Genomic DNA, 17,280 nt, shown 5'->3' on the forward strand with positions numbered 1-17,280 from the left:
TGCGCCTAGAGCGACCGGCTGATGATCTCCTTCATGATTTCGCTTGTGCCGCCGTAGATCTTGGTCACTCGCGCCGCCGCGTAGGCGCGCGCGATGGGGTATTCCATCATGTAGCCGTAGCCCCCGAAGAACTGCAGGCACCGATCGACGATATCGACCGCTTTGTCAGCGGCGATCAGCTTGGCCATCGACGCCGTGGCCGGGTCGTTATTGCCGTCGATGTACTGCTGCACGCAGTGGTCAACGGTGGTCTTGACCGACAACGTCTCGGCCTTGAGCTGTGCCAATTCAAACCTGCTGTGCTGGAACTTGATCAACTGCCGCCCGAACGCCTCTCGCTGCCTGGAGTAGCGGATCGCCTCGAGCACCGCGCATTCGGCCAGACCGGCGCACTGCGAGGCGATGACCAGTCGCTCGCGGGCCAGCTGGTCCATCAGCTGGTAAAAGCCCAGCCCCTCGTTTTCGCCGAGCAAGTTCGCCACGGGCACGCGCATGTCCGAGAAGAACAACTCACGGGTGTCCTGGCCATGCTGGCCGATCTTTTCCAGGACCCGCCCGCGCTCGAAGCCGTGCAGATTCTCGTCGGTTTCGGCGACGATCAGGGAGACCCCTGCCGCACCGGCTGCTGGATCCGTCTTGGTGACGATGATCAGCAGATCACAGTGAGTTCCGTTGGAAATGAAGGTCTTCGAACCGTTGATCACATAGTGTGAGCCGTCGCGGACGGCGGTGGTGCGGATCCCCTGCAGGTCGGAGCCGGCACCGGGTTCGGTCATCGCGATCGCCAGCACGGCGTCGCCGCTGATAACCCTGGGCAGCCAGCGTTGCTTCTGTTCCTCGTTGCCGTAGGCGTTGAGGTAGTGCGCGGCGATCGGTGAGTGCACCGCCCACCCCGAGGAGGTGTCGTGCGCCAGTGCCTGCTCTTCGGCGAAGACGGCGGAATACCCGAAATCGCCACTGGCGCCGCCGAACCGCTCGGGCAGGTCCAGGCCGAGCAGCCCCGCGTCGCCCAGCTTGTTCCAATACTCACGATCGACCTGATGCTCGCGGGCCCAGCGTTCTTGGTTGGGAGTGGACTCCTTGAGCAGGAACTCGGCAGCGTACTTGCGCAGCTCGCGATGTTGATCGGTTTCCCAACTGGCCCGGTAGGCCGGGAAAAGCTCGGACATGGCTGCCCCTTGGTGTTGCTCCGCGCAATATCGGTTCAGGTTCGCATAGTTTTCGATCGTTGGCGGTGGATTCGGCAAAAAGCCCCGGCCTGCTGCCCGGCCGCTGGCACCGTTGCCGCCGAGCACATCCGGACCGGCCGGCCCCGCCGTTGCGGGTCGGTGCTGCCGAAACCGTCGCCGCCGCACCACCGCGCACCCGAAAGTTGCGATGAGTATGCTGATGTCACTGCAGCGCAAGCATTTTCACGGTCCTGGCTCGCCGAGCCCGGCGGCTAGGCCCGCGCCAACAGCCAGGCCTGCCCCTGACCTTCGCCAGCGGCAATCACGTCCAGTCCGGCAAACGCCGCCCGGAGCTGGCCGCACCCGGCGCGGAAGGGTCCCGCGGCCGCGCCGACCTCGCTGAGCACGGCGATGGCCAGCAACCCGCCCGGTGCCAATCGCTGGGCCATCGGCTGGTCCAGGCGGCGATCCAGGAACTTATGGCAGACGATCAGGTCGACGGGTGGCCCGGGCGGTAAACCCGTGTCCAGATCGACAACGTCGAATCGACAGCGATCGGCGACCCCGCAACGCGCAGCCAAATCCCGTGCCTGGCCTATCGCCACCGTAGAGATGTCCACTCCCCACACCTGCAAGCCGCGGCGGGCCAACCAGACCGCGCCCAGCCCCTGACCGCAGGCCAGATCGAGAGCCTTTCCCGCGGTTGGGAATACGTCCGCGTGAGATCCGAAGGCGCTGGGCGGCCCGACAGCGCCGACATCCGGCGGTCCCTGGCTGCTGTACCGCTCGTCCCAGCCGCGGCGATCCTGCTCGGCCACAACCTGTTACACCGGACCGGTGCGCAGATATCCTGCGGCACCGGCCGGGCCTGCTCGCCCGTCCGTCGGTTCTGACCGTCGGCCGCATACCATCAGCAGGGTTCCGGATGCTCGGACGGAAGTCACTGTGCCCCAGAGTTTTCCAGATAGGCGACGATAGCATTGGTCAACCCGCAGCGCGCCTGATCGAGGTCGGAGTAGGTACCCAGCTGCCTTTCGGAGGTGATACCGCGCATCGCTCCCGGGATGAACGCGGCGACCTCGCGTACCCGGTCGGGATCGACATCCATATCCGCGAATGCATTCTGGCAGGCCGCAGCCCAGCTCTGCTGCCAAGATGCCAGCTCGGCAGCGGTTCGAGGAAAGTGCCGCTCGAGTTCGGCGCGGTTGTTGGGCAGTGCGCGGCGAAGCGTCTCGATCGCACGGGAATCGGCCGAGGTCAGCCCGTCGTACAAGGTGTTGATGATGACCGAGACCCGCTCGTGAAGCGGACCGCTGGAGACGACATTCGACGGCAATTCGCCACGCCGCTGCGCCGTGCGGTGCAAAACCGCGGCCCACAACCCGTCGATATCGCCGAACTGGTACTTCACCGCGCCCCAGGTAGCGCCGCTGTCCTTGGCGATGCGATTGGCCGACGCGGCCCCGGGTTCGCCGGTGGCCAGCGACCGTATCGCAGCCTCCAGCATGCTTTCGCGCGTCGCAAGGCCGCGCTTGTTGGCACGCCGCCCCGCTATGCCCGCCTCAGCCATTCATGCGATGTTAGCGGCAGCGCTCATCGCGCGGCTAGCACTGCGCGTCAGCGATTTCTGCCCTCTTCGACGGAGGCTGTGGCAATCCCGGATTCAGCGCCACGGTAATTCAAACCCATTGCCGGCAGTGTGATTTGGGCTGTCGACAGCTCCCAAGCTGCCGGCTGTCGGAAGTTGGGCCGCGCACCGGGATTCGCGACGTCCGTCGTCGACGCCACCGGCGATGCCGGGGGCCCGGGTTGCCGGCCACCACCCGAGACGAGTGAACCCACCGCTCAACGCCTATAGTCCTGCTCGGATCACGTAAACGGCTCTCGACCGGTCAACAGTGCCACGGTTGCCGCACCTCTTCTGGCCCGGCAATCCGCAGCCGGCCGACGGTGGCGGTCTGGGCCCGGAGGAGGAATACAGGTGTCGGGTCTACGAGAGCTCGCATTGGGCAGTGCGCCCGTCTTCGGTGGTGTCATGCTGGCCGTTGCGGCTGGGCAATTCAAGGGCACCGACTTTCGCGGCCAGCTCAAGCAGGACATGGACCTGCTCGATCGGCTTCCCGCCGACGCCCCGCAACGCGCCGACCTGGAGCGCACGATCAACGAACGCATCGGTGATCTGGTGGACGCCGCCGACAGAAGCCGCGCGCTGCGCAAAGCCGCAATGTCCTACCAGGGCAACTGGCGCGACATCGTGCTGTTGCTCTGCGCGGTGCTGTTCACCGTCATCTGGTGGGAGGTCAACCACAGCCGCAGCAACTGGCTGCCGACATTCATCCTGCTGATCGTGCTGTCGGTGGTGGCTGCCGGTTACGCACTGCGCGGCGCGCTGGGCAGCGTCACCTCGCTGGCCCGCAACCGGCACGGCCGCCAGCGCCACGAACCGACTTCCGGTTGAACGCGGCAGCGGCGAACCATAACATCGGTAAGTTACGTATTTTTGTAATGTAAAGGACCCGCAGGCATTGCCCCGCTCCCGGCGGCGGTGCCACGCTATCCGCATGACAGAAACCGAGGGGTATGTCGATCAGGCGGTGACCGGCATCGCAGAACCACAACCGATGTACAAGGCGCTGCGGGACTCGACGCCCGTGTTCCGGACGCCGCAAGCGGTGGTTCTGAGCCGGCTTGCCGACATCGAGATGGCGCTGAAACGCACCGATCTGTTCTCGTCCAACATGGATGCCGTCGATCTCGGCAACCTGCGGCCGCTGATTCCGCTGCAAATCGACCCGCCCGAACACGCCAAGTACCGCCGTATCCTCGATCCGCTGTTCACTCCGCGGGAGATGGCTCGGCGTGAACCCCACGTCACGCAGCTGGTGAACGAGATGATCGACCGGTTCGCCGGCCGGGGTGAATGCGACTTCCATGCCGAGTTCGCGGTGCCGCTGCCGTGCACGGTCTTCCTGCAGCTGCTGGGCCTTCCCCTGGAAGACCTCGACAAATTCCTGGAGTGGAAGGACGGCGTCATCCGTCCGGCGGGTTCCACCGGCTACGACGACCGCCACGAGGCTTCGGCAGCCGTAGCGGAACAGATCTACGAGTACTTCGACCGCGCCATCGACGACCACATCGCCCACCCGCGCGACGACGTGCTGTCGGCGATGATCGCGGCCAACGTCAAAGGGCAAGAAGGGCCAGAAGGGCTAAAAGGCGAGGTGGCCGGCCAACCGCTATCCCGCGAGGAGCTGCTCGACATCTGCTTCCTGTTCCTGATCGCGGGCCTGGACACGGTCACCGACTCGCTCGACTGCTTCTTCGTCTACCTGGCGCGACACCCCGACCATCGTCGTCAACTCATCGAGCAGCCCGACGTCCTGCCGCATGCGGTTGAGGAGCTGTTGCGCTGGGAAACGCCGGTACCCGGCGTCGCCCGGGTGGCCATGCAAGACGTCGAGGTGGGGGGATGCCCGATCAGCAAGGGTGAACGCGTCAGCCCGTTACTCGGCGCGGCCAACACCGACCCGGCGGAGTTCCCCGATCCGGAACAAGTGGACTTCAACCGCAACCCGAACCGGCACCGCGCGTTCGGCGGCGGCCCGCATCGGTGCCTCGGTTCCCACCTGGCGCGCATGGAGCTGCGGGTGGCGTTGCGCGAATTCCACCGCCGCATCCCGGATTACGAGATCAAATCCGGCACCCAGCTGGTTTACACCGCTGCCCTGCGGTCGGTGGAATCGTTGCCCTTGACGTTCCCGGTCACGCTATGACGCACGTCTCGGTCGACGCCGATCGCTGCGTCGGGCATGGACGCTGCTACACCCTGGCGCCGGATGTCTTCGACGCCGACGAGGTCGGACACTCCGTCGTGCGGGTCGCGGACGTCTCGGGCGAGCTGGAGCGGCAGGCCGTGACGGGAGCGGAAAACTGCCCGGAGCAGGCGATCACCCTGTCCCGGTGAGCAGCCGGCCAGATCGATTGCCGCACAACGCTCTCACGGCCCGACGCCGCGAAACCTGAGGATGCCGGTGACCGACGCGGAAGCATCGGACGTGGGATATCACCGACGCTGGCGCTGGACTCGTCGTACGCTGACGCAAACCACAGAAGGGAACGCCTGCACATGCAACCAGGTTCGCTCGATCCGGTGGCCAGCGATCGTTTGTCGCACGCCGAGAAGTCATTCACGTCCGACTTATCGATCAACGAGTTCGCGCTGTTGCACGGGGCCGGGTTCGAACCCATCGAACTGGTCATGGGTGTCTCGGTCTACCACGTCGGCTTCCAGTTCAGCGGCATGCGGCAGCAACAGGAATTGGGCGTGCTGACCGAGGCGACCTATCGGGCGCGCTGGAATGCGATGGCGCGCATGCAGGCCGAAGCCGATGCGCTCAAGGCGGACGGGATTGTCGGGGTCCGGCTCAACTGGCGTCATCACGGTGAAGGCGGCGAGCATCTGGAGTTCATGACGGTCGGCACGGCGGTGCGCTACACCGCCAAGCCCGGGTCATTTCGGCGTCCCAACGGACAAGCGTTCTCCAGCCACCTGTCCGGGCAGGACATGGTGACGCTGCTGCGATCGGGGTACGCGCCGGTGGCCTTCGTGATGGGCAATTGCGTGTTCCACATCGCCGTGCAGGGGTTCATGCAGACGCTGAAACAGATCGGCCGCAATATGGAGATGCCGCAGTGGACACAGGGCAACTATCAGGCGCGGGAACTGGCGATGTCGCGCATGCAGAGCGAGGCGGAGCGCGACGGCGCCATTGGCGTGGTGGGCGTGCATTTCGCCATCTCCAACTATGCGTGGGGCCTGCACACGGTGGAGTACTACGCGGCCGGAACCGCGGTACGCCGCACCGGCAGCGGGGAAACCATCACGCCGTCGTTCGTCTTGCCCATGGATAGCTGATGACCCATTTCGACGCCGAGCAGGTGAGCCGGACCATCGGGGCCGCGCTCGCGGGCCCCGGCGGAATCGCCTTGGTGGTCAACGTTTTCGCCAACCTTCCGGGAGTGATTCACACACCCGCACGACGCGGCCTGTTCCGGTCGAACCCGGAGCGAATCCAGATCGGTGATTGGCGTTATGAAGTTGCCCACGACGGCCGGCTGGTCGCCGCACACCTGGTCAACGGCATCGTCATCGCCGAGGACATCCTGACCGCCGGCGCCGTCGGTCCGCACGTCGCCCGCGCGCTCGGGCAGGTCGTCAGCCGCTACGGGCCCACGGTCATCCCGAACATCAGCGCGGCGGTGGAGATTCTGGCCACCAGTACCGGCTATCGGTACTGAGCCGTCTCCGCGGGCCATCCGCGCCGCCGTATCCCGGAGTCGATAGGGTGCCCCGTCATGGGCGTCTTGCGGTTCCTTTGGCAACGCGTGCTGGCCTTCGACCGAATCGGCTCCCGCATTCCGCAGTTGATCCAGGTCTGGCTGCAGGAATTGTTCTTCGTCATGCCGCTGGCCTTCTTCATCGGCAAAGTCATCGACATCCATGGCGCCTTCGGCGTGCCCGGCACCGGCGAGCGGCTCGACGCGACATTCTGGGGAGCGCTCGTCGTCGCGCTCGTTTTCGGGTTCTTGTTCGTGCGTTCCCTGGTGAAGCCGCGCATCGCCCAGGGCTCCTGGACCCCGACGGTGCACGCCGACATCGGAGCGTTCACCGTCTATGGCGGAAACCGAAACTGGACGGTGATCTATCCCTACCTGACCAGCCACCCGTCTTATGCACTGCTGCTGCTGCTGACCGCACCGATACCCGCCGTGATGGTCGCGGCGACCATCAACCAGGGCGACAGCACCTTCTACTTCCGGGTGTGCGGGATCGTCGGGCTGATCATCCTCGCCTGCATGGCGGTGGCGCGCCTGTTGTCCTGGTACGTATTCCGCATCGGCCGCCGCCGGCTCGACGAGCAACTGCGCGGCCTGCCGATCTCGCAACGTCGCCTGGGCTGGGAAATCGCCTGGAAACCCGTGCTGGTTCTGGTGGTGCTGATGTATGCGATCGTGTGCATCCCGCTCGGTGCCATGTGGCTGAAGGAACAGCGCACCATCGCCGCCTTGCCCGTCGTCACCGTTGCCGACACCCAATATCCGGGCCAATACCGCCGCGTAACAGGCAAAGTGGCGTCCCAGCCCGTCTACTGGGCGCCGCAAGGGACCGGCCGCGGCGGCAACAACTACGCGGGAGCGGGGATCCTGGTGACGCTGCCGAGCGGCGGTGAGGCGCTGCTGCTCGCCGACTCGATGGCGGTGCCGGATTTCAAGGGCATGATGGCCCATGTTCACCACGGCGAACTCAGTGCCACTGGCAAGGTGATCGACGCCGTGACCGCGACCCAGCGCAAGTACTACGGATTCAACGAAAACGCCTTTCCCGCGCCGGCTGCCGGCGGGCGGGTCATGTTGCTGTTGTCAGAACCCTGAGCCGAAGGAGCCTTGGAATGAGCATCGTTTCGGCAGCGGCCGAGACGGCGACCGCGCTGGGCGTGCTGGCGCTGGCCGGTTGTGGCGGCCATCCGATGTCGGCGACGGCCACGTCAAGCACCGTCGGACTTCGTCACCGACGTCGGGCGCAAACAAGACGCGGCCATCAAGAAGGGGCTCGCCGGCGGAGCTGCCGAGGGTCACGTCACCGCGCCGGTGCCGAGTTAGCGCACCGTGCAGGTGGCCCTGGCCCAGGCGTTGTTGCCGTAGCCGCCCGGATTCCACAGGGACGCCGGCGATTGCGGCTGCAGCGTTCCGGTGTCGTCCCACGCGCGGGCGGTGATGTGCAGCCGGCCGGGCTCGACGTCGACAGTCGATGACCACGACCGCCATGACCATGTGCCGGGCGCCGGGTGCAGCTCGGCTTGCAGCCAGGTGTGCCCGTGGTCGAGCGATATGTCGATGCGCGCGACGCGGTGACCGTCGCCGGCGATGCCGTAGCCGCGGATTGTCAGAGCGCCGGCGGCGACGACGTCACCGTCGACGGGGTGCAGAATGTCGCAGTTGAGCGCGAGCGTCGAGAGCGGAATGCCTTCTCCCGCAGCAGCAGTGGCGAGGTCGGCGCCGGGGGGCAGGATCCGGTAGTCATACGCCTGGAAGTAGTTCTCCGACGGGCCGGGCTGCACGGTGATCGCATTGACCCACTTGACGCTGCGGGCGCCGATGTACCCCGGCACCACCACCCGGACCGGGCCGCCGTGGGCAGGTGGCAACGGTCTGGAGTTCATCTGCCATGCCACCAGCACTTCCTGCGACATCGCCTTGCGCAACGGGATGGAACCGCCGTAAGTCTGGGCGGGCCGGGCCTCCGGAGCCACATCGGGAGCGTCGAAGGCAACATGCAGCCCGTCTTCGACGTGGGTCCCGGCCGCGCCGAGAATGTCGGCCAGGCGCGCGCCATACCACTGTGCTGTCGAGATCGCGCCGTGTTGCCAGGGCTCCTTACCCGGGATCGCTCGCACGCGCAGCAACTCGGCGCGCCGATTACCCGCACAAGCCAACGTCGCCACCACGCTGTGGCGCTGGAAATCGTTGATCAGCCGGTCGTAGGTCAGCGTCAGCGGCTTGTCCACGCACCCGCTGACCGTCAGGCTCCAATTAGTGGGCGCGATACCGGGAATAGGGCCGTGATTGCGGGCATAGAACGCATCGATCGGGGTGATGTCGCTGCCGGCCAGCGCCGCGACCGGCGGCTCAGCGTTGTAGGGCAGCTCCGCATGCACGATCATGTCGTCTCGCTTGCCCCATGTCGCGGTGGCGTCGGCGGCCATAGTAGAGATGGTCCGCCATCACCCGAGACTGGTCTAGCGGCCGGTGACATTGCCGGCTCGAGCGTGCGGTCGCCGAACAGCTCGGCCGGCGCTAGACGGTCATCGGTCCGGCTGGCTCAGGATCGCAAATCCGCATCGGGATGGCTCGGGTGTCGTACCGTTCTCACAGGTCTCACGCGGTTCAGCGAAATGCCGGATGCGAGGTCACCGCATCGTGGGACGGGCTGCGCCGAGGGAAAGGGTTCAACGCGATGAATAAAACGACGACCGCGCTGGCGACACTTAGCGTGCTCCTCGTGACTGCCGGGTGTGGCGGCTCCACCAGCCGCCAGGCCACCGAAAATTCGCCGTCGGGAAACCAATCGAGCTCAAACACCGCCGCCACTATCGAGCCCGCATCCTCGGGACGGATGAACCCCCGCTACGAAGACGCCGAAACACCGGAGGCACAACAAGGTCGCCAGCTCATGACGGACGCGAAACTGCTGGAGGCGCTGGCTCAGCAGGTCAACGACACCCTGAATCTGCCCCACGACGTGGCGGTTCTGGGCAAACAATGTGGTGAGCCCAACGATTATTGGGACCCCAATACCAACGAGATAACCCTGTGCTACGAGGACATCCAGCAAAGCGAGCACCGGTTCGCCGCCAGCGGAAACCCGGATCCGGTGGTCGCCGCGACCGATGCGACGACCTCCGGGTTCTATCACGAACTTGGTCACGCCACCCTGGCCATCTACCAACTCGCGTTCACCGGACGCGAAGAGGATGTGGCCGACCAGCTCTCGGCGTTCATGCTGCTGGCTCCCGGCGCCGACGGTAAGCCCTATCCCAACGGTGTCCGGATGGCGACCAACACCGCCCAGGACTGGAAGTTGAGTGCCAAGGAGGCTGGCGACGCGAACGATCTTCCGTTCTGGGACGGGCACTCCATGGACATCACCCGCATGTACAACTGGGAGTGCTGGATCTACGGGTCCGACCCGACGGCCAACGCGAACATGGTCGCCTCCGGCGACCTCCCGGAGGACCGGGCCGGCAATTGCGAGGAGGAGTTCCAGAACATGTCCAAAGCATGGCAGCAGATGCTGGGGCCCCACCTCAAGAAGCCCAGCTGAGCCGGCCTAGCCGCCAGCTCGGCAGCCGTCCCGAGCAGGAGTTCATGGACCGTTCAGGCATCGGTCGAGTGGACCTCATGGACCGCACACGAGCGACCGTTTTTCTCACGGTATGCGTGTCGTTCAGGTCGCCAACTTCTACGGACCTCGTTCCGGCGGGCTCCGGACTGCCGTCGACCGGTTGGGATCGGAATACTGCGCACGCGGCCACCAGGTATTTCTGATCGTTCCCGGTGCCCAGGCCACGCATACTCGGTTGCGTACCGGTGTCGTGCGAATCACCCTGCCGGCCAAGCTGATTCCATTCACCGGAGGCTACCGCGCGGTGCTGCCCGGGCCCGTGCGAGCGCTGCTGGAAACGCTGCGGCCCGACGCCCTGGAGGTCTCCGACCGGCTCACCCTGCGATCACTGGGCCGCTGGGGGCGCGACCACGGCGTGACAACGGTCATGATCTCTCACGAACGCCTCGATCGCTTTGCCGGCCAGCTGCTTCCGCGACGCACGGCAAAGGCGTTCGCAGACGCGGCGAACCGGCGAACCGCCGCCGACTACGACACCGTGGTGTGCACCACCGGATTCGCGCGTAGCGAATTCGACCGCATCGGCGCGACGAATATCGCCACCGTCCCACTGGGTGTCGATCTGCAGACCTTCCACCCGCGGCGGCGCAGTTCCCTGGTGCGACAACGCTTTGCCGCACCGACACAGATCCTGCTGGTCCACTGCGGCCGGCTCTCGGTCGAAAAGCGTGCCGATCGCAGCATCGATGCGGTCGCCGCATTGTGTGACGCCGGTGCCGACGCCCGCCTGGTCGTCGTCGGCGACGGTCCGATGCGCGCCAGACTGCAACGTCAGGCCGCGGGTCTACCCGTCGAGTTCACCGGGTTCATCTCCGATCGGCGCGCCGTCGCCACCATGCTGGCCTGCGCCGACGTGACCCTGGCACCCGGACCGCACGAGACCTTCGGGCTGGCCGCGCTGGAATCACTGGCCTGCGGGACGCCGGTGGTGGCATCGCGCACGTCGGCGCTGGCCGAGATCATCACCACAGACAGCGGTGCATCGGCCGACAACAACCCGGTCGCCATCGCGACGGCGGTCCGCAGCGTCGTCAGCCGTCCCGAGCACAATCGTCGTGCCTGCGCAAGGCGCCGCGCCGAGGCCTTCACCTGGCAACAAGCCGCGGCCGGCATGTTGATTGCACTAAGTGGCGGCGACGTTCAACGCGGCGTTTCCCGTCCTATGGACGAGCCGGTCCGGTTGACGGACGCGGGTTTCCGATTCACCGCATGAGGGTCAGGTGCACGGTAACCCGTGCGGGCCTCCGACCCAGTGACCGGGCGGCGCCCGCCAGGGGCAAACTTGCTGAACCTGCCCCGGTGGCAGGGGGTTCCCGATATGCCCGTCGCCGATATGCGGTACCGGCGGAACCCACGGCTGACCTGGGTCAGCCTGGGTAACCGCACCCCCGATTCCGAGCGCGGATGCTCCCAACGCTGCGGCGATTACGGCTTTCGCTGCCAACTTTTTCGCGATCATCGTGTCGCCCTCCTTCAGTCGCCCTTCAGTCGCCCTGGGCACTACGCCAGCGACTACGGTGACGTCTATCCAGTAAGTATCCCCGAGACGGCGCTGTCAAACGTAATCCCTGCCGCGGGCGCTTCGATGATCCACGGGGCTTCGGCCCGCGTCCCAGGGTCAGCCGCTGGAGTTAACCGGGTCCGCGGCGGGCGAATGCGGGGGCATGCTCGGGCCGGACCCCAACGCCGACAAAGTAGGCGGGCAGCATCGAGAGCCACGGCAATTTGTCCACCACCGCGAGTAACGCCGCCGGCGGGGTAGGGTCCTTGCCGCCAAGCAGTGGGCCGACCAGCGTCCGGTGCAATACCCGTTGCACGGTTTGGGTCACCACGGTGGGAAGGAGGCGGCGGCGCCGCACGGCGGCCAGGTCGCGATCGGTGATCCGGTGTCGCAGCAGGGGCTCGGCCAATATGGTCGCCGCCGCGACGGCATCCTGCACGGCCAGGTTGATCCCGACGCCGCCCAGCGGTGACATCGCGTGCGCGGCGTCACCGATGCACAGCAAGCCATCGGTGTGCCAGCGCCGCAGCCGATTCACCTTCACGTCGAGATGTTTGACGTCGTCCATGGACGTCAGCGCCGCCGCCGACTCGGCCGCCTCGGGAACCAGCGCCGCGACGTCGCTGCGGAATGCCTCGATGCCGCGCGCCCGCAACGCGGCGTCAGTTCCCTTGGGCCCCAGGTAGGCGATCTGGAAGTACCCCTGGCGGGGAATCACCACCAGGGCTTTGCCTGGTCCGAATCGGGGCAGCAACGAGAACTCCGTGGTGTCCTCGTACGGCAGCTTGAACCACCACACGTCGAACTTGACCGGGTAGTCGTGTGCTCTCAGCCCGGCCTCCTGACGAGCCATCGACCAGCGACCGTCGCACGCCACGGTCAGCTCCGCCCTCAGCTCACCGGGGCCGTCGGGTCCTTGGTAGCGCACTCCGAACACCCGATCGCCGTCTCGCAGCAGCCCGGTGGCTTCGGTCTTCATGCGCAGCGTGAAGCTCGGCTCGGCCTGGGCCGCCTCCGCGAGCAGGTTCAGCAGATCCCACTGCGGCACCATCGCGATATACGGATGGGGCAGGCGCAGCCGCTCGAAGTCGACGTAGGTCACCGAACGCCCGCCTGTGTCGAAGGTTGCCTTGCGGACCTCGCTGAAGGGCAGCGCCGCGAAACGCTCCCACAGTCCCAGCTCATCAAGCAGCCGCAGGGTCGTCGGATGCACAGTGTCACCGCGGAAATCCCGTAGGAAGTCACCGTGCTTCTCCAGCAGGGTGACCTCCACACCAGCCCGGGCCAGGAGCAGCCCGAGGACCATGCCGGCTGGGCCGCCGCCGATAATCGCGCACGTGGTTGTCTCAGACATCAGCGCAAGCATAAGGTGCGCAGGCGGCTTACTCGCGCTCAACAGAGCACCGCGGCGCCAGTCTCGGCCCGCGCCAGCGGTGTGCCCGCCGCCGACGCGGTGGTGGGCGGTGCCGCATCGCCGCGGGCCCGCACGGGGCGTCCCGGCCGGCAGACGGACCACACACCATGACTGACACCATCCAAACCCTCCTGCAACAGCGCCTGTCCGATTCGTCGGTCGCGGTGAAATACCATGATCTGCAATGGACTTGGCGCCAGTATCTGGCGGAGTCAGCGGCGCGCGCCGCGGCCTTGATCGCCGCCGCCGATCCGGACCGACCGATGCACATCGGCGTTCTGCTGGGCAACACACCCGAGATGCTGGCGCAGATGGCGGCGGCCGGACTGGGCGGCTACGTGCTGTGCGGCCTGAACACCACCCGCCGGGGCGCGGCGCTGGCCGCCGACATCAGAAAAGCGGATTGTCAGATCGTGGTGACCGATGCCGAACACCGCGACCTGCTGCACGGTTTGGACTTGGCCGACACCCGGATTCTCGACACCACGACACCGCAGTGGGCCGAAATGATCGCTGCCGCCGGTCCGTTGGTCCCGCACCGCAAGGTCGGCATGACGGACCCGTTCATGATGATCTTCACCTCCGGCACCAGCGGAAGCCCCAAGGCGGTGCAGGTGTCCCAGCTGATGCCGGTGTTCGCCGGGCGCAGCCTCTCCGAGCGCTTCGCCCTGACCGATCAGGACACCTGCTATGTGTCCATGCCGCTGTTTCACTCCAATGCGGTGGTCGCCGGATGGGCGCCGGCGGTGGTGTCCGGCGCGGCCATTGCGCCGGCGAAGTTCTCGGCCAGCAATTTCCTGGCCGACGTCCGCCGCTACCACGCCACGTACATGAACTATGTCGGCAAGCCGCTGGCCTACATCCTGGCCACTCCGGAGCGCGAGGACGACGCCGACAATCCGCTGCGGGTGGCGTTCGGCAACGAGGCCAACGAGAAGGACATCGAGGAGTTCGCGCGGCGCTTCGCGGTGCAGGTCGAAGACGGCTTCGGCTCGACCGAAAACGCGGTCATCGTGATCCGCGAACCCGGGACTCCGCCCGGCTCGATCGGTAAAGGTGCCCCCGGAGTCGCCGTGTACCACAGCGACACCGTCACCGAGTGTTCCGTCGCCCGCTTCGACGACCACGGTGCCCTGCTCAACGCCGACGAGGCGGTGGGCGAATTGGTCAACACGACGGGGTCGGGGTTTTTCAGCGGCTATTACAACGATCCCGACGCCAACGCCGAACGCATGCGCCACGGCATGTATTGGTCCGGCGACCTCGCCTACCGCGACGCGCAGGGCTGGATCTATCTGGCCGGCCGCACCAGCGACTGGATGAGGGTCGACGGCGAGAATTTGACGACCGCGCCTATCGAACGAATCCTTTTGCGCCACAACGCTATCAACCGGGTGGCGGTCTATGCGGTGCCGGACGAGCATGTCGGTGACCAGGTGATGGCCGCGGTCGTGCCGCATCGGGGCCGCGCCTTCGACCCCGACTCGTTCGAAGCGTTCCTCGACGCGCAGCCCGACCTGTCCCCCAAGGCCCGCCCACGCTATGTCCGCATCGCCGCCGAACTGCCCAGCACCGTCACCCACAAGGTGCTCAAGCGCCAGTTGATCGCCGAGGGAACGAGCGTCGGCGCGGGCGAGACGCTGTGGGTGCGCGAGCCGCGGGGCACCGCCTACCGGATCGCCGCCGGCGGCTAAAGTCCGAAGTACGGGAGCGCCAGGTCGGTGCCCACTTCATGGAATCGCACCCGCACTCGCATGCCGACCACTAGATCCGCCGGTGCTATGCCGATGATGTTGGTCAGCATCTGGTAGCCCTCGTCCAGCGTGACGATCGCCGGCGCGTACGGTGGCTCGAACTCGGGTGTCACCGGCCGGTAAACCACTGTCCAGCTGTATATTTCGCCGATCCCGGCACTGGGCGTCCAGGTGAGATTCCCGGACAGACACTGCCGGCAGTGCTCGGCCGGCGGGAAATTGGCGGTGCCGCACGCCTGACAGCGTTGATAGCGCAGCTCGCCTGCCCGGCATCCGTCCCAAAAAGGAGCGCTGAGCGGACTGCTCGGGTGCGGCACCGGCCCGGTCTGCGGCTGCAACAGATCCTCCGAACTCATCGCGGCTCGGCTCCGAGGATCAGCACCGTGGTGAACAGGGCGCCCGCTCCCCCGTTGCTGCACAACGCGATACGCGCGTTCGGAACCTGAAGCGCGCCCGCCTCACCGCGCAACTGCTGAACCGCTCGGATCGCGCGCTGCATCATTTGCGGATTCTTTCCGGCATGACTGAAGGACATGGTTCCGCCGTCGGTGGTGACCGGGTGGCTGCCGCCGATGGCGATGTGACCGTCGGCCACGAATGGTCCGCCTTCGCCCTGGCCGCAGAAGCCGAACGCTTCCAGCTGACGGATGATCTCGAACGAGAACGGATCGTAGAGTTCCAGCACGTCCACCTCGTCACGACGCAGCCCGGCATGCGTGAACGCACGATCGGCCGCACGGCTGCCCACCAGGCCATTGACCGGACCACCGCGCCGCCCCGCGAGGTCCCATGCGGGCGGGTGCTGATACGACGGGCCGTAATAGTCTGCGCCACTGCCCAACACGTAGATCGGCCGTCTGGCGACCTGCAGCTTGTCCAGGTTCGCCACTACCAGGGCACAGCCTCCCTCGGAGGTGGTGGCGCAGTCGAGCAGGTGAAAGGGCTCGGCTATGGGCCGTGATGCGGTGATGTCGTCAGGGGTGAACGGTCCGCGTTGGTAGTAAACCGCCTCCGGGTTCCGCGAGCCGTTGTTGCGGATGGTGGCGGCCACGATGGACAGCTGTTCGCGCGTCGTGCCATAGACGTGCATGTGACGACGAGCGATGAGAGCGAACTCGGCGGCGGTGAACATTCCCCACGGCGCCACGAACTCGTTCTCCGGCCGGGTCCACGGCGCCGTGGCCGCATGGTCGCGATACTCGCCGGCCTGGGCGGCGACGAGGACCACCACGTCGGCCATGCCATGCTCGATCGCGGTGACGGCCTCGGTGATCATGCCGATCCCGGCGGTCAGTCCCTGCCAGGCCGGGCCGATGCGCAGGTCATAGATCAGTGTGGTGGACAGCGCGCCGGCACTGATCCCGTCCACGTCTTCGAGGTCGAGGCCGGCGTCATCGAGGGCGCCCCGAATGGCCTTGACCGCCAGGCTGCGAGAGGTTTCACCGTCGAGGCGGCGCCCCTGGCGGGTGTTGTGTACGCCGACGACGGCTGCGGTGCTGCGCCTGGTCGCGCTCACTGTCACTCCGTTCTGCTGCCATGTGGCTCTGGCACACGGCACGATGACGATCATGACCGATTCCAGCGCGACCCGAGTGGCCGTCTACTTCGACTTCGACAACATCGTGATCTCGCGCTACGACCAAGTGCACGGACGCGGCAGCTTCCAAAAGGACAAGGCCAAGGGTCTGGACCCGGAGCGGCTGCGGGCGGCGACTGTCGACCTGGGCGCAATCATGGACTTCGCCTCGTCGTTCGGCACCCTGGTGCTCACCCGCGCGTACGCGGATTGGTCGGCCGAGGTGAACGCCCGCTACCACGGCCAGCTGGTCGGACGCGCGGTCGATCTCGTACAACTGTTCCCGGCGGCCGCGTACGGCAAGAACGGAGCCGACATCCGTCTGGCCGTGGATGCCGTCGAGGATATGTTCCGGCTGCCCGACTTGACCCATGTGGTGATCGTCGGCGGCGATTCCGACTACATCGCACTCGCGCAACGCTGCAAGCGGCTGGGCCGGTATGTCGTCGGCATCGGCGTGGCCGGTGCCAGCAGCCAGTCGCTGGCCGCAGCCTGCGACGAGTTCGTCACCTACGACACGCTGCCCGGGATATCCACCACGGTCGTGGCGGCGCAGCCCAAGAAACGAGGACGGCATGCCGGCACCGCGGAGCCGGACGGGGAGCCGACTCCACCCGACCCGCAGGCCGCCGCCACCAGGCTGCTCGAACGCGCGCTGCGGATCGGCCAGGAGAAGGACGACGCGGACTGGCAGCACAACTCGATGGTCAAGGCCCAGATGAAGCGGATGGACCCCTCGTTCAGCGAGAAATCGCTGGGCTTCAAGTCCTTCAGCGACTTTCTGCGCTCCCGTAGCGACGTGGTGGATCTTGACGAGAGCAGCACCACGCGAATGGTGCGCCTGCACAGCGACGCAGGTTGATCGCCGAGCAGTAGCTCCGCGCAGGCAGCGGATTCAGACCGT

The 17,280-nt window shown here is 66.4% G+C and carries 17 protein-coding genes; 10 read left to right on the forward strand and 7 right to left on the reverse strand.

Annotation, left to right across the window (positions count from 1 at the left end; all coding sequences use genetic code 11):
* Nucleotides 1-5: 5 nt before the first annotated feature.
* The 3 genes from AWC07_RS26185 to AWC07_RS26195 all read right to left on the reverse strand — a co-directional run bounded on the left by AWC07_RS26185 (nucleotide 6) and on the right by AWC07_RS26195 (nucleotide 2,739).
* Complete coding sequence (locus AWC07_RS26185) at nucleotides 6-1,169, reverse strand: acyl-CoA dehydrogenase family protein (RefSeq protein ID WP_036415356.1); 1,164 nt, start codon at nucleotides 1,167-1,169, stop codon at nucleotides 6-8.
* A 272-nt stretch (nucleotides 1,170-1,441) separates the two neighbouring features.
* On the reverse strand, nucleotides 1,442-1,987 hold the full coding sequence (locus AWC07_RS26190) for a class I SAM-dependent methyltransferase (protein WP_036415347.1): 546 nt from the start codon (nucleotides 1,985-1,987) through the stop codon (nucleotides 1,442-1,444).
* A 122-nt stretch (nucleotides 1,988-2,109) separates the two neighbouring features.
* Entirely contained in the window at nucleotides 2,110-2,739 is a 630-nt protein-coding gene (locus AWC07_RS26195; protein WP_208622476.1) for a TetR/AcrR family transcriptional regulator, read from the reverse strand.
* 405 nt (nucleotides 2,740-3,144) lie between these two features.
* Here AWC07_RS26195 and AWC07_RS26200 point away from each other — a divergent pair, with 405 nt between their 5' ends.
* From AWC07_RS26200 to AWC07_RS26225, 6 genes are all read left to right on the forward strand, one after another.
* Entirely contained in the window at nucleotides 3,145-3,627 is a 483-nt protein-coding gene (locus AWC07_RS26200) for a hypothetical protein (protein ID WP_208622477.1), read from the forward strand.
* A gap of 103 nt (nucleotides 3,628-3,730) precedes the next feature.
* Nucleotides 3,731-4,942: a cytochrome P450 gene (locus AWC07_RS26205; RefSeq protein WP_085105294.1), complete on the forward strand. Its 1,212-nt coding sequence runs from the start codon at nucleotides 3,731-3,733 to the stop codon at nucleotides 4,940-4,942.
* Nucleotides 4,939-5,133, forward strand: a complete 195-nt coding sequence (locus tag AWC07_RS26210) for a ferredoxin (RefSeq protein ID WP_036416785.1) — start codon at nucleotides 4,939-4,941, stop codon at nucleotides 5,131-5,133. The genes AWC07_RS26205 and AWC07_RS26210 overlap by 4 nt, the downstream gene beginning before the upstream one ends.
* 162 nt (nucleotides 5,134-5,295) lie before the next feature.
* Nucleotides 5,296-6,084, forward strand: coding sequence for a heavy metal-binding domain-containing protein (locus tag AWC07_RS26215; protein ID WP_036416788.1), 789 nt, complete (start codon nucleotides 5,296-5,298; stop codon nucleotides 6,082-6,084).
* The gene (locus AWC07_RS26220) at nucleotides 6,084-6,467 is read left to right on the forward strand and encodes a DUF5073 family protein (protein ID WP_036416790.1); all 384 of its coding nucleotides are present in this window, start codon (nucleotides 6,084-6,086) and stop codon (nucleotides 6,465-6,467) included. Before AWC07_RS26215 ends, AWC07_RS26220 begins: the two co-directional genes overlap by 1 nt.
* A gap of 57 nt (nucleotides 6,468-6,524) precedes the next feature.
* Nucleotides 6,525-7,601, forward strand: coding sequence for a hypothetical protein (locus tag AWC07_RS26225; RefSeq protein ID WP_036416792.1), 1,077 nt, complete (start codon nucleotides 6,525-6,527; stop codon nucleotides 7,599-7,601).
* Nucleotides 7,602-7,825: 224 nt separating this feature from the next.
* Here AWC07_RS26225 and AWC07_RS26230 read toward each other — a convergent pair whose 3' ends face one another.
* Nucleotides 7,826-8,932 (reverse strand): sulfite oxidase, encoded by a 1,107-nt coding sequence (locus AWC07_RS26230; protein WP_085105295.1) that lies wholly within the window; start codon nucleotides 8,930-8,932, stop codon nucleotides 7,826-7,828.
* 251 nt (nucleotides 8,933-9,183) lie between these two features.
* Here AWC07_RS26230 and AWC07_RS26235 point away from each other — a divergent pair, with 251 nt between their 5' ends.
* Together AWC07_RS26235 and AWC07_RS26240 are read left to right on the forward strand one after the other, a co-directional pair.
* On the forward strand, nucleotides 9,184-10,050 hold the full coding sequence (locus AWC07_RS26235) for a DUF4344 domain-containing metallopeptidase (RefSeq protein ID WP_036419586.1): 867 nt from the start codon (nucleotides 9,184-9,186) through the stop codon (nucleotides 10,048-10,050).
* 112 nt (nucleotides 10,051-10,162) lie between these two features.
* Complete coding sequence (locus AWC07_RS26240; RefSeq protein ID WP_084293766.1) at nucleotides 10,163-11,344, forward strand: glycosyltransferase; 1,182 nt, start codon at nucleotides 10,163-10,165, stop codon at nucleotides 11,342-11,344.
* 418 nt (nucleotides 11,345-11,762) lie between these two features.
* Here AWC07_RS26240 and AWC07_RS26250 read toward each other — a convergent pair whose 3' ends face one another.
* The gene (locus AWC07_RS26250) at nucleotides 11,763-12,986 is read right to left on the reverse strand and encodes an FAD-dependent oxidoreductase (RefSeq protein WP_084293508.1); all 1,224 of its coding nucleotides are present in this window, start codon (nucleotides 12,984-12,986) and stop codon (nucleotides 11,763-11,765) included.
* Between the two features lie 167 nt (nucleotides 12,987-13,153).
* Between AWC07_RS26250 and fadD1 the strand changes: the two genes are divergently transcribed.
* The gene (gene fadD1 / locus AWC07_RS26255) at nucleotides 13,154-14,740 is read left to right on the forward strand and encodes a fatty-acid--CoA ligase FadD1 (RefSeq protein WP_036413027.1); all 1,587 of its coding nucleotides are present in this window, start codon (nucleotides 13,154-13,156) and stop codon (nucleotides 14,738-14,740) included.
* Here the strand turns inward: fadD1 and AWC07_RS26260 are convergent.
* Both AWC07_RS26260 and AWC07_RS26265 read right to left on the reverse strand, forming a co-directional pair.
* A complete protein-coding gene (locus tag AWC07_RS26260; protein ID WP_036413029.1) occupies nucleotides 14,737-15,156 on the reverse strand; it encodes a Zn-ribbon domain-containing OB-fold protein in 420 nt (139 codons plus the stop codon). The two genes, fadD1 and AWC07_RS26260, sit on opposite strands and share 4 nt — an antisense overlap.
* Nucleotides 15,153-16,316, reverse strand: a complete 1,164-nt coding sequence (locus AWC07_RS26265; RefSeq protein ID WP_036413031.1) for a thiolase family protein — start codon at nucleotides 16,314-16,316, stop codon at nucleotides 15,153-15,155. Before AWC07_RS26265 ends, AWC07_RS26260 begins: the two co-directional genes overlap by 4 nt.
* 52 nt (nucleotides 16,317-16,368) lie before the next feature.
* Here AWC07_RS26265 and AWC07_RS26270 point away from each other — a divergent pair, with 52 nt between their 5' ends.
* On the forward strand, nucleotides 16,369-17,238 hold the full coding sequence (locus AWC07_RS26270; RefSeq protein ID WP_036413045.1) for an NYN domain-containing protein: 870 nt from the start codon (nucleotides 16,369-16,371) through the stop codon (nucleotides 17,236-17,238).
* Nucleotides 17,239-17,280 lie beyond the last annotated feature (42 nt).

It is taken from the genome of Mycobacterium gastri (genome assembly GCF_002102175.1).
In the GTDB taxonomy this organism is placed as follows: Bacteria; Actinomycetota; Actinomycetes; order Mycobacteriales; family Mycobacteriaceae; genus Mycobacterium; species Mycobacterium gastri.